This is a genomic window from Rhodococcus opacus, assembly GCF_012396235.1.
GTDB lineage: Bacteria > Actinomycetota > Actinomycetes > Mycobacteriales > Mycobacteriaceae > Rhodococcus_F > Rhodococcus_F opacus.
This window is the reverse complement of sequence record NZ_JAAXPA010000055.1, coordinates 1-16,625: the sequence shown is the minus strand read 5'-3', so window position 1 is coordinate 16,625 and position 16,625 is coordinate 1. Positions and strand designations below refer to the sequence as shown.

Sequence of the window (16,625 nt, the reverse complement as noted above, 5' to 3'; positions counted from 1 at the left end):
TACCGACGATCACGTGAAGCGACTGCCCGCCGGCCTCGCTGATGATCGCTGGCAGAGGGATCGGCGCGGTGTTGTTCGCCTCATCGAGAACGAAGGTGACGTGAGGTCGCTTCGGTTCCACTCCTTGTTCCTCGGCGGCGTGCCGCTCGTAAGTTGCGTAGCGAATCTCCTCCAGGAGTCCAGCCAGCAGCGGGGCGTATTCCTTTTGCCGGTCGGGGCTTGCCGTGATGTACAGAGTGTCCGCGGTTCGAACGAACTCGCGCGGGTCGAAATTGGGGTTCGCGCCAAGCTCACGGGCAGAGACGCTCCCGTAGATACGGACCAGGCGTGCCAAGGTGGATTTGATCGAACCGCGTTCCTTATCGGGGATCGCGAGGAGTCCGGAGAGTTGGCCTACGGCGATCTTCGCGCCCTGGTCACCATTGCTGGAAGCGAAGATCAGTTCGCCTTCCACTTCCTGCTGAACTTCTTGGGAGTCGGGGTTCTGCGCCCAGTCTGCGACGGTGGCGATGGGGTGATTGCCGAGCACAGCAGCGTAAAGCAGCACTTCGAGCCAGTCCCGGGCGCGCTCGACAAAGTGGTTGTCGTCGCCCTTCATTGCGGGCTCGGCCAAGCGGTTGGCCGAGATTCGCGCATCGTCCCAGCTCCGGATGGATACCAGTGGGGACCATCGAGCCTGCAGAACACCAGGGGGAGTGCTTTCGCCACCGCCCGGATCAAAGTGCCAGACGCGGCCGATAGCCGCGCGGGCCATCGCTGTGGCCATGAGCAGTTCCAGCTTGATCGACGTCACGACCGCGGCCCAGGGTGCAATCAGGATCGAGGGAATCATGATGCCCGAGCTCTTCCCGCTGCCAGGGGGGCCGATGACCAGCATGCCGCCGCGTGGGTTCGCAGCCAGGTAGTTCCCGGTGTCGTCCCACCCAATGTGTCCCCCGCCGGGCTTTCCCCATGCTCGCTCAGCGACGGTCGCGAGCGCGACAACTGGAGACTCGGCGGCCAAGATTTCCCCTCGTTCGGAGATCGGGGCTCGGCGGCCACCTAGGCGGGGTAATGAGAACGACCGACCGGCGAGAAGGCGGCTGACGGCGTAGCCAACGGCGTAACCGATCATCGGGTACGTCGCCAGGAACGTGACCACCCCGACCGAAATCCAGCGGTGGCAGGCGAATCCGACTCCACTGCGTTGCTCTTTCACCCCGAGCAGCACTGCGAGCACGCACACCGCTATCACAACCGTGTCGAACCCTCCGATGATGCGAAGGGCGATAAACACCGGCGAGAACAGAGCAAACGCGATCCAGTGCCCGCCGCCGCGTCTGATCGGCAGGACACCTCCTGTCGCCTGCGGCCCCCACGATTTACTCATCTCTCGCGCCCCTCCTGCTCGTTTGTTCGGCTGGTGTTCTGTCGGCGCTCAGCGGCACGGCGCGCGGCCTCTGCCTTCGCCTGCTCGCGAGTGAGAGGGCCTGCCGGTTTCGGCCGGCCCTCGGCACCTGGCTTGGTCAGGTCTTCACGGATCTGCGGCCGTGCTCGCTCAGCCGAGCGGCGGGCCGCTTCCGCGCGAGCCTCTTCCCGCGTCATTCCGACGCGGCCCGCGGCCTGCTCGCCTCGCCCAGCGGCCAGCTCGGTAAGTCGGTGCTGTGTCTTGCTCCAACTGAAATCCCCGCCGATCTGCGAGCCCTTGAACCAAACCGGCTCCTTTGGGGCCCCCCGTTCCCCCTTCGGGCTCGCCACGTGATCATCGAGACCGTAGCTGTACCCACTGACGCGGCCGGTCGTCTTGGAAACGTTGGCGCGATACCGCACGCCCTGAACCCCTAGGTGCTCCTCGTACGACTCCCGGGTGCCGTCACTTGCACGTTCCGCCGCACGCAACTTCTCGCGCAGCTGCTCTCGCTCCGGAGTCACCTTTCGACGCTCTCCGCTCTCCCGCTCACCCTTGGAAACCTGCGGCCGACTTCGGTCGTACTTGAGGCTGGCGTCTTGGAGGCCGTGTGCACGCTCGATATGACGGCTCGCTGCCTGCGCCCTGGCGTAGTCGTGACCGACCTTGGCAACCTTCCCGTCCCACTGCACTCGGCTGACAGTGATGTGGATGTGGTCATCGGCATGCCGAGTCGCTTCCCACGGGCACCCGGTGAGCCCCATCCGTTCGATGTACTCGTTCGCAACTTGCTTCCACTCGTGATCAGTCAGTGCTCGATCGTTCTCCGCAACGCGCAACGAAGTGCGATGCAATGGCTTGCTGATGTCGCCTCGAACGGTCTTCGTATGACTGTCGATCACTCGTGCACGTTCGCGCCATGTCCGGCCCGGTACATTTCCCGCAACCTTGTGCGCGTTCGTGTGCTCATCACGTCGCCCAGGACCGTGATCGTAGGCAAGCGCTCCATAGGCGGAAGTCCCCTTGCTGATGCGCGGAATCATGAGCGCCTGCCAAGCGCGTGATAGCGGCGCAACAGGTCCGCAACGCGGGCGTGCACGTCCGCAATCTCGTCGTGCAACGCGGCGTCGTATTGCTCCGCCAGGTCGGACAACTGCGCAACGTTTGTGATCGCTCCCGCAAGTTGCCGTCGAACCTCATCTAGACCTTCCGGAACCGTCAGAGCCGGACGCGGCAACGGATACCCCAAGAGTGCCGCAACGGTGTGCCGAGTCCATGACGAGACTCGCGCAAAACCGCTGCGCCTTGCGGCGTCATTCCAACGCGCAAACTCGTCATCACTGAGTCGCACATTGACCAACTTCTCCCGCAACGCCTTCGTGTCGGGCTGCGTCGGAAAATGCGTCTCCACCGACGGCAACAAGCGTTCTGATTCATCCGCAACAGCGCGTGCAGTCTGAAGCGAATCCGCAACGACACGACCGAGCCTGTTGCTGCCTTTCGCACGTTCGTTCAGAGCGCCACACAGTGCCGTGAACTTCTCGACCTCGTTGCGCGCAACATCGGACAGTTCAGCGCTACTCGACGCAACGACGGAGGGACGGTCTAGCGAGTCGTTCACAACCTCACGGCACCAGTGCGCGAGCGAGCTCCACGGCGAAGCGTCGAGCGCACGCGTCCACGCCATGTGCTCGTCCACCTCCAACCGAACTGCCACTACCCGTCCTCTCACGTTCGATCACTCTCCGTCCCGTTCTGTGCATCCGTCGCGGTGCAGCGTATAGCTGCACTCGGACGATGCACCTCGCGCGCTTTCGGGCCTTGCGACCTGGTGCCGCCAGGCACCGTCGCAGGCACGAACGCGCCACCGACGGCGGCGGAGCGGCGTCGGAACCCCCGAACTGAGCGTAGCGAATTCGGGGCGAGTTGCCCATGAGCGTAGCGGTGGGCATATCTCGCTGCTGCAAGACTTCGCCGCCTCGCACGCCTTTCGCGGGTGGCGGGTCGCAGCGCGGGGACTGCCTCCGGCTCGAGTGCGCCCAGCGCGCTCGGACGGTGGCCGGCCCCGCGTGTCACGCTTGCGTGACACTGCGCCGCCAGGCGCACGCCGCGCGCAAGCGCGTGTGGTTGACGGGGTGGTGTGCGCTCGCGTGCCGTCAGGCGCGCGGTGCACACCGACACGGCAACCGCACACCGGCCGCGACAGCGGTCGCATTCACGGCTCGCGCCTACACTCCGAACCATGACCGATAACCCGCCAACAACGCCCACCGAAGCCGACATCGAAGCGCTTGCCAACAATCAAGTGCAACGCCGCATCGAAACCGGCAAGAAGGTTGCCGCAACGCTGGCAGAACTGACTTCGGCACGCGCCACTGTCGCCACGTTGGAAGCCAAGTACAAAGACGAGTACAGCTCTGCGCTCGACAGCTCCTGGACGGCGAAAGAACTCGCCAGCATCGGCATCGAACCAATCAAGCCAAAGCGCGCCAGAAGGGCAGCCAAGTCGACCGGCCGAGGTCGTCAAACTCGCAAGCCCACCGAGGCATGAGTCGAATGCAACAGAATCCCCGGAACACTGCCGACGTCAAGATTCTCGCCAGCCTGAACAGAAGACTCGCCAAATGACGGACCTCGACCAGCAACTCCGCGAGATCCGGGAGGAACTGACCCTCTTGTCCCGTCGGGTCCAGAGGGTGGCGGAAGCTGCGGACGAGATCGACCGCACGGACGTCGTCGATGGTCTCTCAGACGTCCAACTCGCCCTCAACGATGCAGCGGAAGCGTTCGAGGCAATGCGCGAACGCTGACTACCTCCACACCCCGTTGAGAGTAGTGCTGCCGCGCCACCGCTACGCGCTGGCTTGCCAACTATCCAGCCGGGAGATCCAACCCGGGTCGGCGGCAGTTAGTGCCCTCGGAATGTCTCCACGACGTGCACGACCTGCGCACCGACATAGGCCAGCTGCGTGGCGATCGCGACCACCGACCCTGTCCCCTCCCACAAAGCTCGAAGCCGTTCCCTCCAAGTGCGGCGGCGATTCTCCGGCTCGTTCGGCTCGCGCTCATTCATCGGGTCTCCCATCGTTTCGGACACACACCTCTCAGTGCTTGTTGTTGATCCGAGAGGGGAAAACCATTGCCCGAGGCGGCGCGGATCATCTCCAGGCAGGCATCAATGTCAGAAGGGATCAAGAGGACCGTGGACGTCAGAGAGCCAGATTGGCGGTTATATGGCTTCGGTGTGTCGTACTTCAATAAGAGAGGCGAGGGTGCCGGGGCATCGAAAAGATCGGGATACCTGATATGGCTTCGGTGTGTCGTACCTAAATAATTGATCTTGTGGTGCAGGGTGTGCCACATGGAATCTTCGGGGGCGGAACTACTCACTGACGATCGATGGGCGGCGGACGTGCTGCTGCCGCATCGGCCGTACGCGACGAACCATCTCGACCGGGGCCAGTACCGCATGAGTCGCGACGACGCCCTGGCGATGCGCTACGTCGAACACTCACCGCATGCACTCCTGGGATCCATCGTCATCGACTGCGACCACCCAGACGCCGCTATTCGCGCGTTCGAGCAGCCCAGCGACCACCCTGCTCCCTCCTGGGTCGCACAAACCATCAGGGGACCGCATGCGGGACGTGCACACCTCGGCTGGTGGCTCGCCGCCCCTGTCTGCCGCACCGATTCGGCTCGACTGCAACCGCTCCGATTCGCTCAACGCATCGAAGCAGGGCTGAGAACGTCTGTCGACGGAGATTTCTCGTACGGGGGACAACTCACCAAGAACCCCATTCACCCCGACTGGGAAACGCGCTACGGGCCAGCACAGCCGTACGAACTCCGCGACCTGGCCACCATCCACACACCTCGGCAGATGCCCCGCCGGCCCGACCGTGCCGCAGGCCTCGGCCGCAACGTCACCATGTTCGACACCGCCCGCAAATGGGCCTATCCGCAGTGGTGGCGCCACCGCGACGGCACCGGCCGCGACTGGGAAAGGCTCGTGCTGCAACGCTGCCACGCGATCAACACCGAATTCCCTGAACCGCTCCCGTTCATCGAGGTCCGCGCCACAGCTCAATCCATCGCCCGTTGGATTTGGCGCAACTTCTCCGAAGAGCAATACCGAGCGCTCCAAGCCCACCGCGGCCGCAAAGGTGGCCTTGCGAGTGGCAAAGTGATGACACCGGCCAAGCGTGAGGCGAACCGCCTACGGCGAACCAAGGTCGATCGGGCCGAAGCGTTGGAGGTACTGCTGTGAGCGCTGAAACACCAGCACGACGCAAAATGACGGCACGCGAGGGCGCACAGCGACTCGGTGTCTCACCTCGAACAATCCAACGGCTCGTTGCTGAGCCTCGCGCGGATTTCGAAGCTCGAGCACAAGAACGACGTCAACGCGCGGTCGAGTTGCGGGAGCAGGGCCTGAAGTACCGCGAGATAGCCGAGGAAATGGGCTGTTCTGTCGGCACGGTGGGCACGCTGCTACACCATGCGCGGAAGTCGGGCACGAGTGATCAGAGGCAAGCCAGCGCGTAGCGATGGCGCGGCAGCACATCGTTCCCTAGGTTGTCCACGCGCTTCCAACCGAACGACCTACCGGCGACCGCGTGGGCATCAATTCTCGCCGCGCACACAGTCGCCGGTTAGCTTTGTAGAAAGTTAGAAACCTTCATTTAACTGCTGGGACTGCCCGGTCACACAATGACGTCCGCGAGTACCGCTGTCGCGTCGTTCAGGTGCAGCTGGGCGTCCGACATGGGCTGCCGCGGCACCGCTGCGCGCTGCCTTGCCACCGAAACGGTGCAACCAGCCGGGCCCCTTTCAGGCGTATTCGGTTCTCACCCCTACAACAAGCACATGGGACCGGCGGCGAAAGTGCGCGCCCTGTTCGGAACTACTTCCGATCACTGAGCCCCGAACGGACCCAGTGATTAAGAGTCACTTGCTCTACCAACGGCCCCGTTGCGGGCGGGTTGCGCACCCGTGAGCTGCGAAAACCGTATCAGTTGCGGCAACGGTTGCGGGTCCGTTGCGGCTAGAGGCCGGCGCATTGGCCCCGCGACAAACCGTCCGTCCGCGGTACGGAGACAGTCGGCGTCACGCGCGCGAGCGGAAACACGCCGTGAAAACACGCCGTACTCAACCGCACCGCGACTGCACACAAAATGTGGATAACTAACAGTCACTGCAGGTCAGTGCGATTTCCGACTCGTGTCGGTCACCGTTCCGCTTTCAAGTTCGTCCTCGAGGGCATACCGTTCGTCTCGCTGCTGGTGGTCCTTCCGTAGGAGGAACTACCGGCAGTTCTGCACCTCCCGTACCGAGCGAGATCGCGGCTCCCCCATACGGACAGCTCCGCCCCGGAGCCGTCTCGACGAGGGAGGGAGGTATGAAAGTGGTCGAGAGACGTCGTAAGACGAGGAAGAGCCCCATCAACTGGGTTCAGGTGGTTGCCGCCGCCTGTTCAGTCGCTAGGGCCCTTGCAGTCCTCATCGAACTGGTCATCAATCACTCGATGTAGCCAGAGGCCGGGTTTTCCATTGCGAGGGAGGCCCGGCTTTCTGGTGTTCCAACCTGGTCAGAATTGACGCCAGAGGCGTCAGTGGTGACCGACAGAGGTGACGGTACGTCATTTTAGAAACTTCCAAAAGACAGAGCAGGGATGGACTGGAGTGCTCTGTAGGGGTCAGGAGATGACTCTGCGCCCCCGCCCAAGACGCACGAACGCCCCCGACCCGGGGTAACAGGGCGGGGGCGTTCACGAGTCCGGGCTACATGGCGGCGACCAGGCCGATAAACCGCAGGTCGACGGCGATGCTGTCGTCGGTGACGTATCCGTCGGGGTCGAGCAGGGATCGGCCGAGGTTCTGGCCGACGACATCGAGGGTGTTGGCCTGCAACCGGGACAGTTCGGTCACGTGCAGCGGGGGCAGGATGGGGGTGGTCACTGAGTGAGTGCCTTTCTCTCGGTGGTCAGGGCGGGTTGGTGTCGCAAGCACCGGCCCGCCCGTCTGCTGCGTTTGCGCAGGTCTATGGGGGGTGTCGAGCTAGTGCACGACGCCAGGGGTGGCCCGCAGACGAGCGGGCAGGCCGGGTACGTCGCCGACGTACCGGGCACCGGGGATCACGGCCAGGGCTGCCAGGTACAACGTGACCTCGTCGGGGGTGCCCTGCTGCCACGGACCGGCCGGGACCAGCGGAAACCCGAAGTCCGGGGCGGTGAGCACCGCGGTGGTCTCGGGGTCGGCCACCCAATCGAGCGGGTCGCGGTGGTTGAGCCAGCGATACGGCGGCCCACCTGGGCCGTAGACCGTCCAGTCGCTCACTCGATCACCTGCCCCGCAGCCGTGAGCCGAGCCCGAAGGCCCCGTCGAGAACGTCATATGCCGTGTTCAGCGCCCGTGTCGTGTCAAAGAGTCGGTCGATGGTCTCGGTGACCGCGACGGCACCGTTCATCGCCGGTCCGAGCTCGTCGACGTCAACCTGCTCGGGGTCGAGGTCGCCGTACTGCTCGGTCAACTCCCGAACTCGACGCATCAGGGCGAGCAGGTCGTCGCGGGCGTTCCCAACCTGCTCGTTCAGGTCGGCCGGTGCGTTCAGATCGGTCATGCGATCACTCCCTCGGTCTTGAAACTGGCGGGCATGTCGTGGACGCGGCCCGCGTTCCAGCACTGGGCGAGCAGCATCTCGCGGGTGTAGAGCTCGGCGGGCAGGTACGGGTTACGTGCGCCGATGGTGCGGGACTGTGCGACGTCGAGCTCGTACGCGGACCGGTAAGCGTTCACGCCGTCACCTGCGCATCGTCGGCGAGGTAGCGGTAGACGGTGGCCCGGGAGACGCCGAGGGACCTGCCCACCTCGGCGGCCGAGAGGCCCTGTGCGCGCAGCTCACGGGCGCGCGCGGCGTCGGACGTGTCGAGCTTCTTGGGGCGGCCGGTGTGCTTGCCCCGGGCCGCTGCGGCCTCACGAGCGGCGGCGGCCCGCTCTGCTTTGAGGTCGACCTCGAACTCGGCGAGCATCGAGAACATGGTGATCATGAGGCGGCCGGTGGCCGTGGATGGGTCGAGGATGCCTTGCTGTTTCGCGTGCACGACGATGCCGTCGTCGGCGAGCTCCTTGACGGTGGCGATCACCTCGAGGGTGGATCGGCCGAGGCGGTCGAGGTTCTCGACGGCCAGGGTGTCACCGCGGCGCAGGTGAGAACGGCAGTCCTCCCAGCCGGGGCGGGCCATGGTGCGGCCGGTCACCTTGTCGGTGAATACGCGGGTGGCGCTCATGCCGGCGAGTGCGTCGAGCTGGCGGTCGAGGTTCTGGCGCGAGGTCGATACGCGGGCGTAGCCGATGATTTCGCTCATGCCGTTACCGTCTCATAAGTCGGCACCCTTCGCAATGAGACACGCCGCGCCGCCAATTTCAATGAGACGGACTTTCGAGACGAGTCGACCAGGGGCAACGCGCGCCGTCTCGGCGCCGAAGTGTCTCACCGGCGACCGTCTCAAAGCTTTGATTCCCTCTGGGTCCGATCACTTGTCGCGCACTGTGGCACTAGCTGATCACTTGCTTGGTGGACAACGGGTTCTCTCCGCGTGTCGGTCAGGTGGTCGTCGTTGTGGCGGCCATGATTGACAAGGGAGATGACGACGATGCGAGCTTTTCCGGTGCAGATGCCCTCTGGCACGCGGTACTGGACGGTGATCGACGAGGACCTGCTGGTCATGTCGGTGGCGGATGCATATCTGCGGTATGTGAGGTTCGGGCGTGATGGGGCCGAGTCCACGACCAAGTCGTATGCGGGCGCAGTGGCGTTGTATCTGTCGTGGTGCGCGGCCACGGGGCAGGACTGGCGGGCCGCGGCGGGGAAGATGCCGTCGTTCGTGCTGTGGCTTCGCCACTCCCCGTCTCAGCCAGAAGGGGCAACGGCCGGCGAGGCGGGCACCATCATGGTGCGTGGACCGAGGCGGATCAACTGCGTGCTCGCGGGGGTGCGGGGGTTCCTGGCCTTCGCGGTGGATCACGGCCACACTCCGAGAGGGGTGCTTGGTCAACTGTACGAGCTTGCCGATAGCCAGGACCTGCCGGCGGAGGCGCGCGGCGAGGACGGCGCCTGGAGGCTGCGGATGAGGGCCCGGCACCGGGTTCCGATTGTCAGGCAACGGCCCGGCCGGGCCAGCGATGAGGACGTCCTCCTGCTGTTGCGGGCGTGTCTATCGGCGCGTGACCGGCTGCTGGTGCTACTGCTCGCGCGGGCAGGTCTGCGTCGCGGCGAGGTGGTTGGACTGCGGCGCGAGGACGTCCACTTCCTGCTCGACTCATCGGCTTTGGGCTGCAGCTTCCCCGGATCGCACCTGCACGTGGTGCGGCGTCAGAACACCAACGGCGCGTGGGCGAAGTCGCGGCACTCGCGGATCGTGCCGGTGGATTCCCTTGTGGTGCAGGCCCACGACCAGTATGTCGCCGAGCGGGCCACGAAGGCCACGGCGTGGGAGAGCGACTTCGTGTTCGTGAACCTGTTCCGTGCGCCAATCGGCGCGCCGATGACTCCCGGTGCGGTCAATGCACTGCTGGCGGCGGCCTCCCGCCGCGCGGGTCTGGATCGGGCGGTGCACCCCCATGCGCTGCGGCATGGGTTCGCCAGCAACGTCCTCGATGCCGGCGGGAGCATCGACGAGGTCCAAGAGCTCCTCGGGCATGCCTCGATCAGCTCGAGCCAGGTGTATGTCCACCCCGCACCGGAGCGGTTGCGGGCCGCGGTCGAGCGGGTAGGCCGGGCTGTCAGCCGCGGCGACACCGAGGACGTGACCAGGTGAGCGCGGCGCCGGCTGGTGCGCTGGCCGCCTCGACACACGAGGACGAGCTGGAAGCCGAACAGGCCAAGGACATCTGGGCGATGTCCGTATTTGGCCACCACGGACGGTTGGACTTCACCGCGATCAGCCAATCCTGGCTGCGTGAAGGTACGAAGCGGTGGGCGATACAAGACCTGATACGCCGTCGAGGCGACGGAGTCACCACAGTGCTGAGAGCTCACGTCGCGGCCTTGGCCGGGCTCTCGGAGAGCCTACGCATCCATCGCAGCGACCACGGCCTGATCATCGGCGCGCTCGGCCGCCACGACATCGAGATGTTCTTGCAGCGACTCGCCTACCTGGAGCACTGCGACGAGATCAGCGCCTTGTCCCGATCCCTGAGCTGCCGGAAGGTTCATCACGCGCTACGCCAGATGCGACTACTCGGCCTGACCCGGGCCGGCGACCCACTCGGCGGGCTGCCCGACGACTTCGGGCTCCGCCGCGAGGACATTCCCCGGCGCCCGGACCGGCAAGCCTCACACCGGGCGTTGCCGCCCGAGATCCTCGCCCAGCTCTTGCGATGCCCTGCCGCTGCTGCGCACGCGCACCTCCAAGGTGTTGGCCGTTGCGATCGAGCTGCTCATCGACACCGGCCGCCGACCCAGCGAGATCCTGAACTTGCCCTGGGACTGCCTGGGCCACGACCACGACGACAACTACGTGCTGGTCTACGACGATCTCAAGAACAACAGACCCCGCCGACGGCTGCCGATCACCGAGACGACCGCCAAGTTGATCAGCGCCCAACAGCATGCAACCCGGGAACGATTTCCCGACGGTAACCCGACGGAGCTGGTTCTGCTGCCCGCATCAGACCAGAACGGCCGACGTGCGATGGCCCGACACCAGATCGGCCGAACCCACCGCGACTGGCTCGAGGCGTTGCCGACCCCCATCCGGCGCTCCGACGGCAGCAGCTACGACCTGACCACGATCACGCCCTACTCCTATCGGCACACCTACGCGCAACGGCACGCCGACGCCGGCGTCGCGCTCGATGTGCTCGCCGAGCTGATGGGCCACGAGCTGTTGAGCTCGACGCAGGCCTACTACCAGGTCGGCGAGAAACGCCGCCGAGCCGCCGTCGACCGGCTGGCCAACCACCGGTTCGACCGTTACGGCAACCACATCTGGCGCGACGCCCAGGCTTTGCTCGACGACGAGCACGCTCGGCACGCGCTCGGCCAAGTCTCGGTACCCTACGGCACCTGCCGCGAACCCTCGAACGTCCAAGCTGGGGGTGGCGCCTGCCCATTCCGGTTCCGTTGCGTCGGCTGCGACCACTTCCACACCGATCCCTCCCATCTGCCCGAGGTGAAGGCATACCTGCATGACCTACTCCGTGACCGCGAACGCGTGCTGGCCGCCACCGATCTCGAAAACTGGGCCAAGACAGAAGCTTTGCCCTCCGAGGTGGAAATCCGCCGAGTTAAAGACCTCGTGCACCGAGTCGAAGAACATCTCGAACAGCTCACCCCCGTCGAGCAAGCCGACATCGCCACGGCCATCTCAGCGGTGCGGCGCACCCGCCAGGTGACCGGCCTGGGCATGCCCAGCATCAACCGCCAGCCCGATCTCGGCAAGCCACTGGAGAGACCGTGAACGCCAACACCAACGCCATCGCCGCCGCCCGGCAGGCCCACAGCACCAGATGCCGACAACGCGTCCTCACCGCGCTCGAGCAGGCTGCCCATTCGGGTGACGAGATCACCGTCTCCGCGATCGCCCGCCGCGCCCGGGTGGACCGCAGCTTCCTCTACCGCCACCGCGACCTGCACGCCGCGGTGCTCGTCAAAGCCGCCGAACCAGCCACCGCCAGCACCGGCGGTCCGAGTGCCAGCCGACCGTCGCTCATCGCCGACCTGGCCAACGCCCACGACCGCATCACCCGTCTGTCTCGCGAAAACACCCAACTCCGCCAACGCCTGTCCGAGCACCTCGGCGAGCAGGCGTGGCGAGAGTCCGGCCTCTGTCCTCCCGACGACATCGACCGGCTCCAACGCCGCGTCACCGAGCTCGAACAACACACTGCAGAACAACGCCGTCAACTCGCAGAACGCGACGACGAACTCGACGCGACACGGGCCACCAACCGCGAGCTGATGACCCGACTCAACCGGCCACACCCCGACGGGGCGTAACCACTAGACCCACACCTGTGGCCCACGCTAGAGTCTCGCCCGACGACGCTTGACATGCACAAACGAGGCGTGCTCCCGGTCCACAGTCGCGTCGGACCCCGAGAGAACCTTGGCAATGAGACAAGACCGGGTGGTCTCATCGGGGCAATCCGCCAGATCCGATGCGAAGAAAGCGAGTCGGTAAAGTTAACTTTCTAACAAGTTATAAAGCTAACTCTGACAGCATGTTTAGTCGTTGAGCCATTGCCACAGCGCCTCGTACACCGCATCTTGAATTCTGATTCCTCGTTGGGCGCATGCGGTCTTGACCATGCGCTGCATGTCGGGGGGTAGCCGGGTCGCGAACGCTGTCACCGCCGCGTCCTTGGACAATTTCGGCGGCGCGGCGGCGACCTGACGGGCGAGCTGCGGCGTGAACGGGTGCGGCTTCGAATGCGCCGCGTCCTTGTCCGGCGCGGCGGCGCGGGCAACGCCGAACGCTGATGGCTTCTTGGTCGTGGTCACGGCCGCGCTCCTCCCAGTACGCGGTCCAACGCTGCGTCGAACGCGCTCGTCACCTCCGACACGAGCGGCCGGACCTCGTGAATGGGCCTTCGGTCTCCGACGGCTTCCGCGACCGCTGCCCTCTGCGGGACCACCTCGGGCAGAACGAGATCACCCAGCGCCTCGCGGATCTCAGCGCTGCGATGGGCAGCTTCACGGGCCTGTGCGGGCACGCGCCCTATGAGGACACCGGCCACGGTCAAACTCGGGTTGTAGTACCGCTGGATCGTCTCGATTGCCTGCAGAATCTTCGACACGCCCCGGCTGGCCATGAACGATGGCTCGGTGGCCACAAGAGCACTGTCGGCGGCAATGAGGGCGTTCGACACCAACTTGCCGATGCTCGGCGGGCAGTCGATCAGGATCAGTGGGAACTGCTGCCGCAGTTCCTCGCTGTCGAGCGCCACCCGTAGACGCTGCTCGACCCCGAGGCCGGCTACCGCGTCGATATCGGAAAGGTCCAGGTCACCCGGAATTATGCTCACGTGATCCCACTTCGACGCCTGGACCACCTCAGCCGCGCCCCCTGGGAACTCGCCCGCGAGCAAGTCTGCGGCTGTCTGCCCGTCTGTGGGGTAGTCGATACCCAGCGCCTCGGACGCGTTGCACTGGGGATCGAGGTCGATCACCAGAGTGTCGATGCCGCGCACGCTGGCAGCTGATGCGAGGCCGAGAACGGTCGTCGTCTTGCCTGATCCGCCCTTCTGATTCACCACTGCTGTAGTCGTCATAAGGCTGGAACCTAACATTCTAAATTGTTAGATTGTGGGACCTTACTGGGCGTTTCGAGGTCTATTGATGCCCGACATCTCTACCGATCAACGCGTCCGGAGGAAGAGGAAGCGGGTGATGCGAATCAAGGCGCAAATCTAACATTCTTGAATGTTAGATTTGCGCCTTGACGTGCAATTACTAACGTTCGGGCGGGATTTCAGCCAGCTCGGACTGCTTCTAATCCGGGACGCCCCCGGTCAACGCCAGTTTGACGAGCCCTTTGTCATAGGCATCTACGCGGCCGCGTGACCACCAGCGCACGGTGACGTCTTTCCCATCGCTTCCCTGCTCGACGGTTTTACGAGAATACGGCCCATAGAGTTTCGACAGCATGTCGCGATCATCCGCGCCGACCTTCGCCGCAAGTTCTTGTTCGGAAATCTCATGGTGATGTAGTGGATCAGGCCAATCCTGAAGTCCCGCTCTACGGTTGAGGTCCTCATAGAGCCTGACCAGATCACCGGCGGGCTCTCCCACTTCATGGTGCCCGCGCAGACGTTCGATGAGAAAGGGCAGGACAGGAATAAGTGCCCTTTCCTCTACGCGGTTGATCCAGTCCACATCCCAGCCAAGAGTTCCGTCAGGGCTCACGGTCGGCTCGCCGAACAGCTGCTCGGCTCCCTCTGCCGTGTATCCCTGGTCGTATAGGTCCTCTGTGGTGATCCAGTTCGCCCGGGACGCTTCATCCATCAATGTCTTTCCTCTCTCGCGATTTGCAGTAGTGGCTCGGCCTTTAGAACAGAATTTCCATGGCTCCTCGTTCGTGGATTCCCCGCCGTACGGCCCGGAGCCTTAGTTCCTTGGCTTTGTCAGGGATGTCCACAGGTGTGTCGGGGTTGAGGATCAGTGGGCCGATAACGGTCTTCCAGGGCGTAATGAGCACCTCGTAGTCCGACGGGTCCAAGAGGTCTCTGATCCCCACAGCCCACGCAGCTCCTCGCGCTGCGCACCAGGTCGACTGAGCATCGCCTCGAAGGTCAGACAAGCTGTGGCGGCGGCCGGTCGTTTTGAGGAGCTCACGCGCCCGGGTGCATACAGGTTCCCAGTCGTCGCTTCTGAGCGAGTCCATCCGATCCTGCTCAGCTTCGCTCAGTGCATCCCGCAGCACGTAAGCCATCATCATCGACAGCCACGTCGGGCCGAGAAGACGTTCCACGTCGGGTTCGGTGATGGAGAAGTCGCGGAGGACTCCTACTACCTCGTCTTGCTGCCGGCCGGGTGCCTTGCACCAGTCCTCCGCGAGGTTTCGATCCCGCAGTACTTCCCGCACGATGTAGAAGTCTGCTGGCCAGTGAGAGGAGCGAACAAGCGCTGGGACCATAGTCAGACGACCGTTACTCGGCCGCACTTTCGACGAGGGTATCCAGCCGAGCTCTTCCAGAAGGATTGCCGCCCGGTGTGCGCAACCTTCGATCAGTTCGTACGCATACTGCTTAGTCGAATCGTCGATGGCGTATGCACGGGGAATATCCGATTCACGAGCCACATCATTGACAGAGAGAATCCCTGAATCTGTGGTGCCCGTTCTAGTTGCAGTCAAATGTACTCAATTCGTGAGTTATCAAGCCCAGCTCTACCGCATTCTTTCTTCGCTACGAGCCTGCCTGACTCTCGCGAACGACGCACCGGGGGGGGTGATTGAGAATTCCGCGGCCGGATGGGGAGGGGCGCAGGTCAGCGCACTCAAAGGCAAGAGAAGAATGCTCCGGTGGGGACCGGGCGAGTACCCGTCGCCCGGTCCCCACCTCGCGGTACTAGCGCGTGGACACACGACTGTTCTCGGGCCATAGCTTGTTGAACGCCTCGACCACAAGCTCGGGATCCCGCACAAGGCGCACATACGTACTCCGCACGTCGCCAGCATTCATGATCGAGCACACCGGCTGTACCCCTTCAGTCCATGTGAGCACTGGAACCAGTGCGCCGAACTCTGCGGCCGACAGCGCTGCGTCGAGGTCGACGCGGAGTTCCTGTTCACTCAGTACCCGGTCCCCACCTCCGTCCTGCGCCAGTAGATTCCGGCACCGGTCCCCGTAGAAACCGGCGGTGGCGTAGCTGTCGCCGGGATCGACCGAATCGACCCCGACCGGCATCAGCGCTACAGGAATCACCCATGTTCGTGGATCCGATATGGCTGTCTTCTCTTGCACTGCAATCGGATCCGAGTGGGCCTTGGAGTCGGGCAGGAGCCAGACTCCGGTGGCGCCCACAACGATCCCGGCCGCGGCCGCGATGCTGGCAATGATGGAAGCGGGCTTCCAGGTGGCGATAGAGCGCATATTTCGTTGCCTCTCATTGTTTCTTCTGTGGATCCCCGGCCTTGGCGGACGGGAAGATTGGGTCAGGCTTCGACCTGGCTTGATGCGGGTGTTTGCCCCTGCGGATCATCGATCGACATCATCTGCGCTCCGTAGTGGGCGGCGTCCTCCTGGACCACCTGCCATACAGGGTCGGAGTGATGCATTCCCAGGTTGACCAGCCACCACTCCGCGCCTTCAAAGAGCAGCGCGCGGCCAGGCGGAAGCTTTGCAATGTCGCCCTGGTGCAGGACCTTCTGCCTGGTCATCGAATAGTTCGGGTTCCGTTGACGGAGAGGGAAGTTGTACGGGCCGAGGAAGGTGGTGGACTCGCTGTAGCTGGCCATCATGCGGTCGTATTCGCCGGATGCGTTGCTGAGCGCATCGAGCGTGTACGGCTCGACCACCCCGTTGAGCACGACCTTCGTCGGAAACAAGGTCAGGAACCCGTCGGCATCCTTGCCCCATCGCGACCGTGCCCGCGATAGGTCCTGGATACCGACGATCACGTGAAGCGACTGCCCGCCGGCCTCGCTGATGATCGCTGGCAGAGGGATCGGCGCGGTGTTGTTCGCCTCATCGAGAACGAAGGTGACGTGAGGTCGCTTCGGTTCCACTCCTTG

The 16,625-nt window shown here is 64.2% G+C and carries 21 protein-coding genes; 7 read left to right on the top strand and 14 right to left on the bottom strand.

All coding sequences use genetic code 11. The features are described from left to right. The 3 genes from HGB39_RS36885 to HGB39_RS36875 form a co-directional block, all read right to left on the bottom strand. Nucleotides 1-1,369: type IV secretory system conjugative DNA transfer family protein (locus tag HGB39_RS36885; protein ID WP_168443003.1), on the bottom strand; the 1,369-nt coding region annotated here is incomplete at its 3' end. Then, nucleotides 1,366-2,430 carry a relaxase/mobilization nuclease domain-containing protein gene (locus HGB39_RS36880; RefSeq protein ID WP_376744853.1) on the bottom strand — a complete coding sequence of 355 codons (1,065 nt, stop codon included), beginning with the start codon at nt 2,428-2,430 and terminating at the stop codon, nt 1,366-1,368. The genes HGB39_RS36880 and HGB39_RS36885, both read right to left, overlap by 4 nt. Next, nucleotides 2,427-3,104 carry a hypothetical protein gene (locus HGB39_RS36875; RefSeq protein ID WP_064080799.1) on the bottom strand — a complete coding sequence of 226 codons (678 nt, stop codon included), beginning with the start codon at nt 3,102-3,104 and terminating at the stop codon, nt 2,427-2,429. The genes HGB39_RS36880 and HGB39_RS36875 overlap by 4 nt, the downstream gene beginning before the upstream one ends. Before the next feature lie 525 nt (nt 3,105-3,629). Here HGB39_RS36875 and HGB39_RS36870 point away from each other — a divergent pair. From HGB39_RS36870 to HGB39_RS36855, 4 genes are all read left to right on the top strand, one after another. Continuing rightward, nucleotides 3,630-3,938, top strand: a complete 309-nt coding sequence (locus tag HGB39_RS36870; RefSeq protein WP_155756091.1) for a hypothetical protein — start codon at nt 3,630-3,632, stop codon at nt 3,936-3,938. Nucleotides 3,939-4,011: 73 nt separating this feature from the next. Then, the gene (locus HGB39_RS36865) at nt 4,012-4,197 is read left to right on the top strand and encodes a hypothetical protein (RefSeq protein ID WP_064080797.1); all 186 of its coding nucleotides are present in this window, start codon (nt 4,012-4,014) and stop codon (nt 4,195-4,197) included. A 551-nt stretch (nt 4,198-4,748) separates the two neighbouring features. Further along, complete coding sequence (locus HGB39_RS36860; RefSeq protein ID WP_064080796.1) at nt 4,749-5,657, top strand: replication initiation protein; 909 nt, start codon at nt 4,749-4,751, stop codon at nt 5,655-5,657. A gap of 26 nt (nt 5,658-5,683) precedes the next feature. Then, nucleotides 5,684-5,935 carry a sigma-70 region 4 domain-containing protein gene (locus tag HGB39_RS36855; RefSeq protein WP_168443004.1) on the top strand — a complete coding sequence of 84 codons (252 nt, stop codon included), beginning with the start codon at nt 5,684-5,686 and terminating at the stop codon, nt 5,933-5,935. Between the two features lie 1,235 nt (nt 5,936-7,170). Here HGB39_RS36855 and HGB39_RS36850 read toward each other — a convergent pair. From HGB39_RS36850 to HGB39_RS36830, 5 genes are all read right to left on the bottom strand, one after another. Next, nucleotides 7,171-7,347, bottom strand: coding sequence for a hypothetical protein (locus HGB39_RS36850; protein ID WP_155756090.1), 177 nt, complete (start codon nt 7,345-7,347; stop codon nt 7,171-7,173). A 99-nt stretch (nt 7,348-7,446) separates the two neighbouring features. Continuing rightward, nucleotides 7,447-7,725: a hypothetical protein gene (locus tag HGB39_RS36845; protein WP_064080795.1), complete on the bottom strand. Its 279-nt coding sequence runs from the start codon at nt 7,723-7,725 to the stop codon at nt 7,447-7,449. A 4-nt stretch (nt 7,726-7,729) separates the two neighbouring features. Next, nucleotides 7,730-8,008, bottom strand: coding sequence for a hypothetical protein (locus HGB39_RS36840; protein ID WP_064080794.1), 279 nt, complete (start codon nt 8,006-8,008; stop codon nt 7,730-7,732). Further along, the gene (locus HGB39_RS36835) at nt 8,005-8,184 is read right to left on the bottom strand and encodes a hypothetical protein (RefSeq protein ID WP_064080793.1); all 180 of its coding nucleotides are present in this window, start codon (nt 8,182-8,184) and stop codon (nt 8,005-8,007) included. The genes HGB39_RS36840 and HGB39_RS36835 overlap by 4 nt, the downstream gene beginning before the upstream one ends. After that, nucleotides 8,181-8,753 carry a recombinase family protein gene (locus tag HGB39_RS36830; protein WP_064080792.1) on the bottom strand — a complete coding sequence of 191 codons (573 nt, stop codon included), beginning with the start codon at nt 8,751-8,753 and terminating at the stop codon, nt 8,181-8,183. The genes HGB39_RS36835 and HGB39_RS36830 overlap by 4 nt, the downstream gene beginning before the upstream one ends. A 279-nt stretch (nt 8,754-9,032) precedes the next feature. Here HGB39_RS36830 and HGB39_RS36825 point away from each other — a divergent pair, with 279 nt between their 5' ends. From HGB39_RS36825 to HGB39_RS36815, 3 genes are all read left to right on the top strand, one after another. Beyond that, nucleotides 9,033-10,205 carry a tyrosine-type recombinase/integrase gene (locus HGB39_RS36825; protein ID WP_064080791.1) on the top strand — a complete coding sequence of 391 codons (1,173 nt, stop codon included), beginning with the start codon at nt 9,033-9,035 and terminating at the stop codon, nt 10,203-10,205. Nucleotides 10,206-10,805: 600 nt separating this feature from the next. Next, nucleotides 10,806-11,849, top strand: coding sequence for a tyrosine-type recombinase/integrase (locus tag HGB39_RS36820; protein ID WP_155756089.1), 1,044 nt, complete (start codon nt 10,806-10,808; stop codon nt 11,847-11,849). Beyond that, a complete protein-coding gene (locus tag HGB39_RS36815; RefSeq protein ID WP_248949969.1) occupies nt 11,846-12,388 on the top strand; it encodes a DUF6262 family protein in 543 nt (180 codons plus the stop codon). Before HGB39_RS36820 ends, HGB39_RS36815 begins: the two co-directional genes overlap by 4 nt. Nucleotides 12,389-12,616: 228 nt before the next feature. Here HGB39_RS36815 and HGB39_RS36810 read toward each other — a convergent pair whose 3' ends face one another. From HGB39_RS36810 to HGB39_RS36785, 6 genes are all read right to left on the bottom strand, one after another. Beyond that, nucleotides 12,617-12,892 carry a hypothetical protein gene (locus HGB39_RS36810; protein ID WP_064080790.1) on the bottom strand — a complete coding sequence of 92 codons (276 nt, stop codon included), beginning with the start codon at nt 12,890-12,892 and terminating at the stop codon, nt 12,617-12,619. Beyond that, on the bottom strand, nt 12,889-13,662 hold the full coding sequence (locus HGB39_RS36805) for a ParA family protein (protein ID WP_162276257.1): 774 nt from the start codon (nt 13,660-13,662) through the stop codon (nt 12,889-12,891). The genes HGB39_RS36810 and HGB39_RS36805 overlap by 4 nt, the downstream gene beginning before the upstream one ends. A gap of 220 nt (nt 13,663-13,882) precedes the next feature. After that, nucleotides 13,883-14,395 carry a hypothetical protein gene (locus HGB39_RS36800; RefSeq protein WP_247607611.1) on the bottom strand — a complete coding sequence of 171 codons (513 nt, stop codon included), beginning with the start codon at nt 14,393-14,395 and terminating at the stop codon, nt 13,883-13,885. A gap of 43 nt (nt 14,396-14,438) precedes the next feature. Further along, on the bottom strand, nt 14,439-14,975 hold the full coding sequence (locus HGB39_RS36795; protein WP_155756092.1) for a hypothetical protein: 537 nt from the start codon (nt 14,973-14,975) through the stop codon (nt 14,439-14,441). A gap of 484 nt (nt 14,976-15,459) precedes the next feature. Then, on the bottom strand, nt 15,460-15,984 hold the full coding sequence (locus HGB39_RS36790; RefSeq protein ID WP_064080802.1) for a hypothetical protein: 525 nt from the start codon (nt 15,982-15,984) through the stop codon (nt 15,460-15,462). Nucleotides 15,985-16,046: 62 nt separating this feature from the next. After that, on the bottom strand, nt 16,047-16,625 hold a 579-nt coding region (locus HGB39_RS36785), incomplete at its 5' end, for a TraM recognition domain-containing protein (protein WP_168443002.1).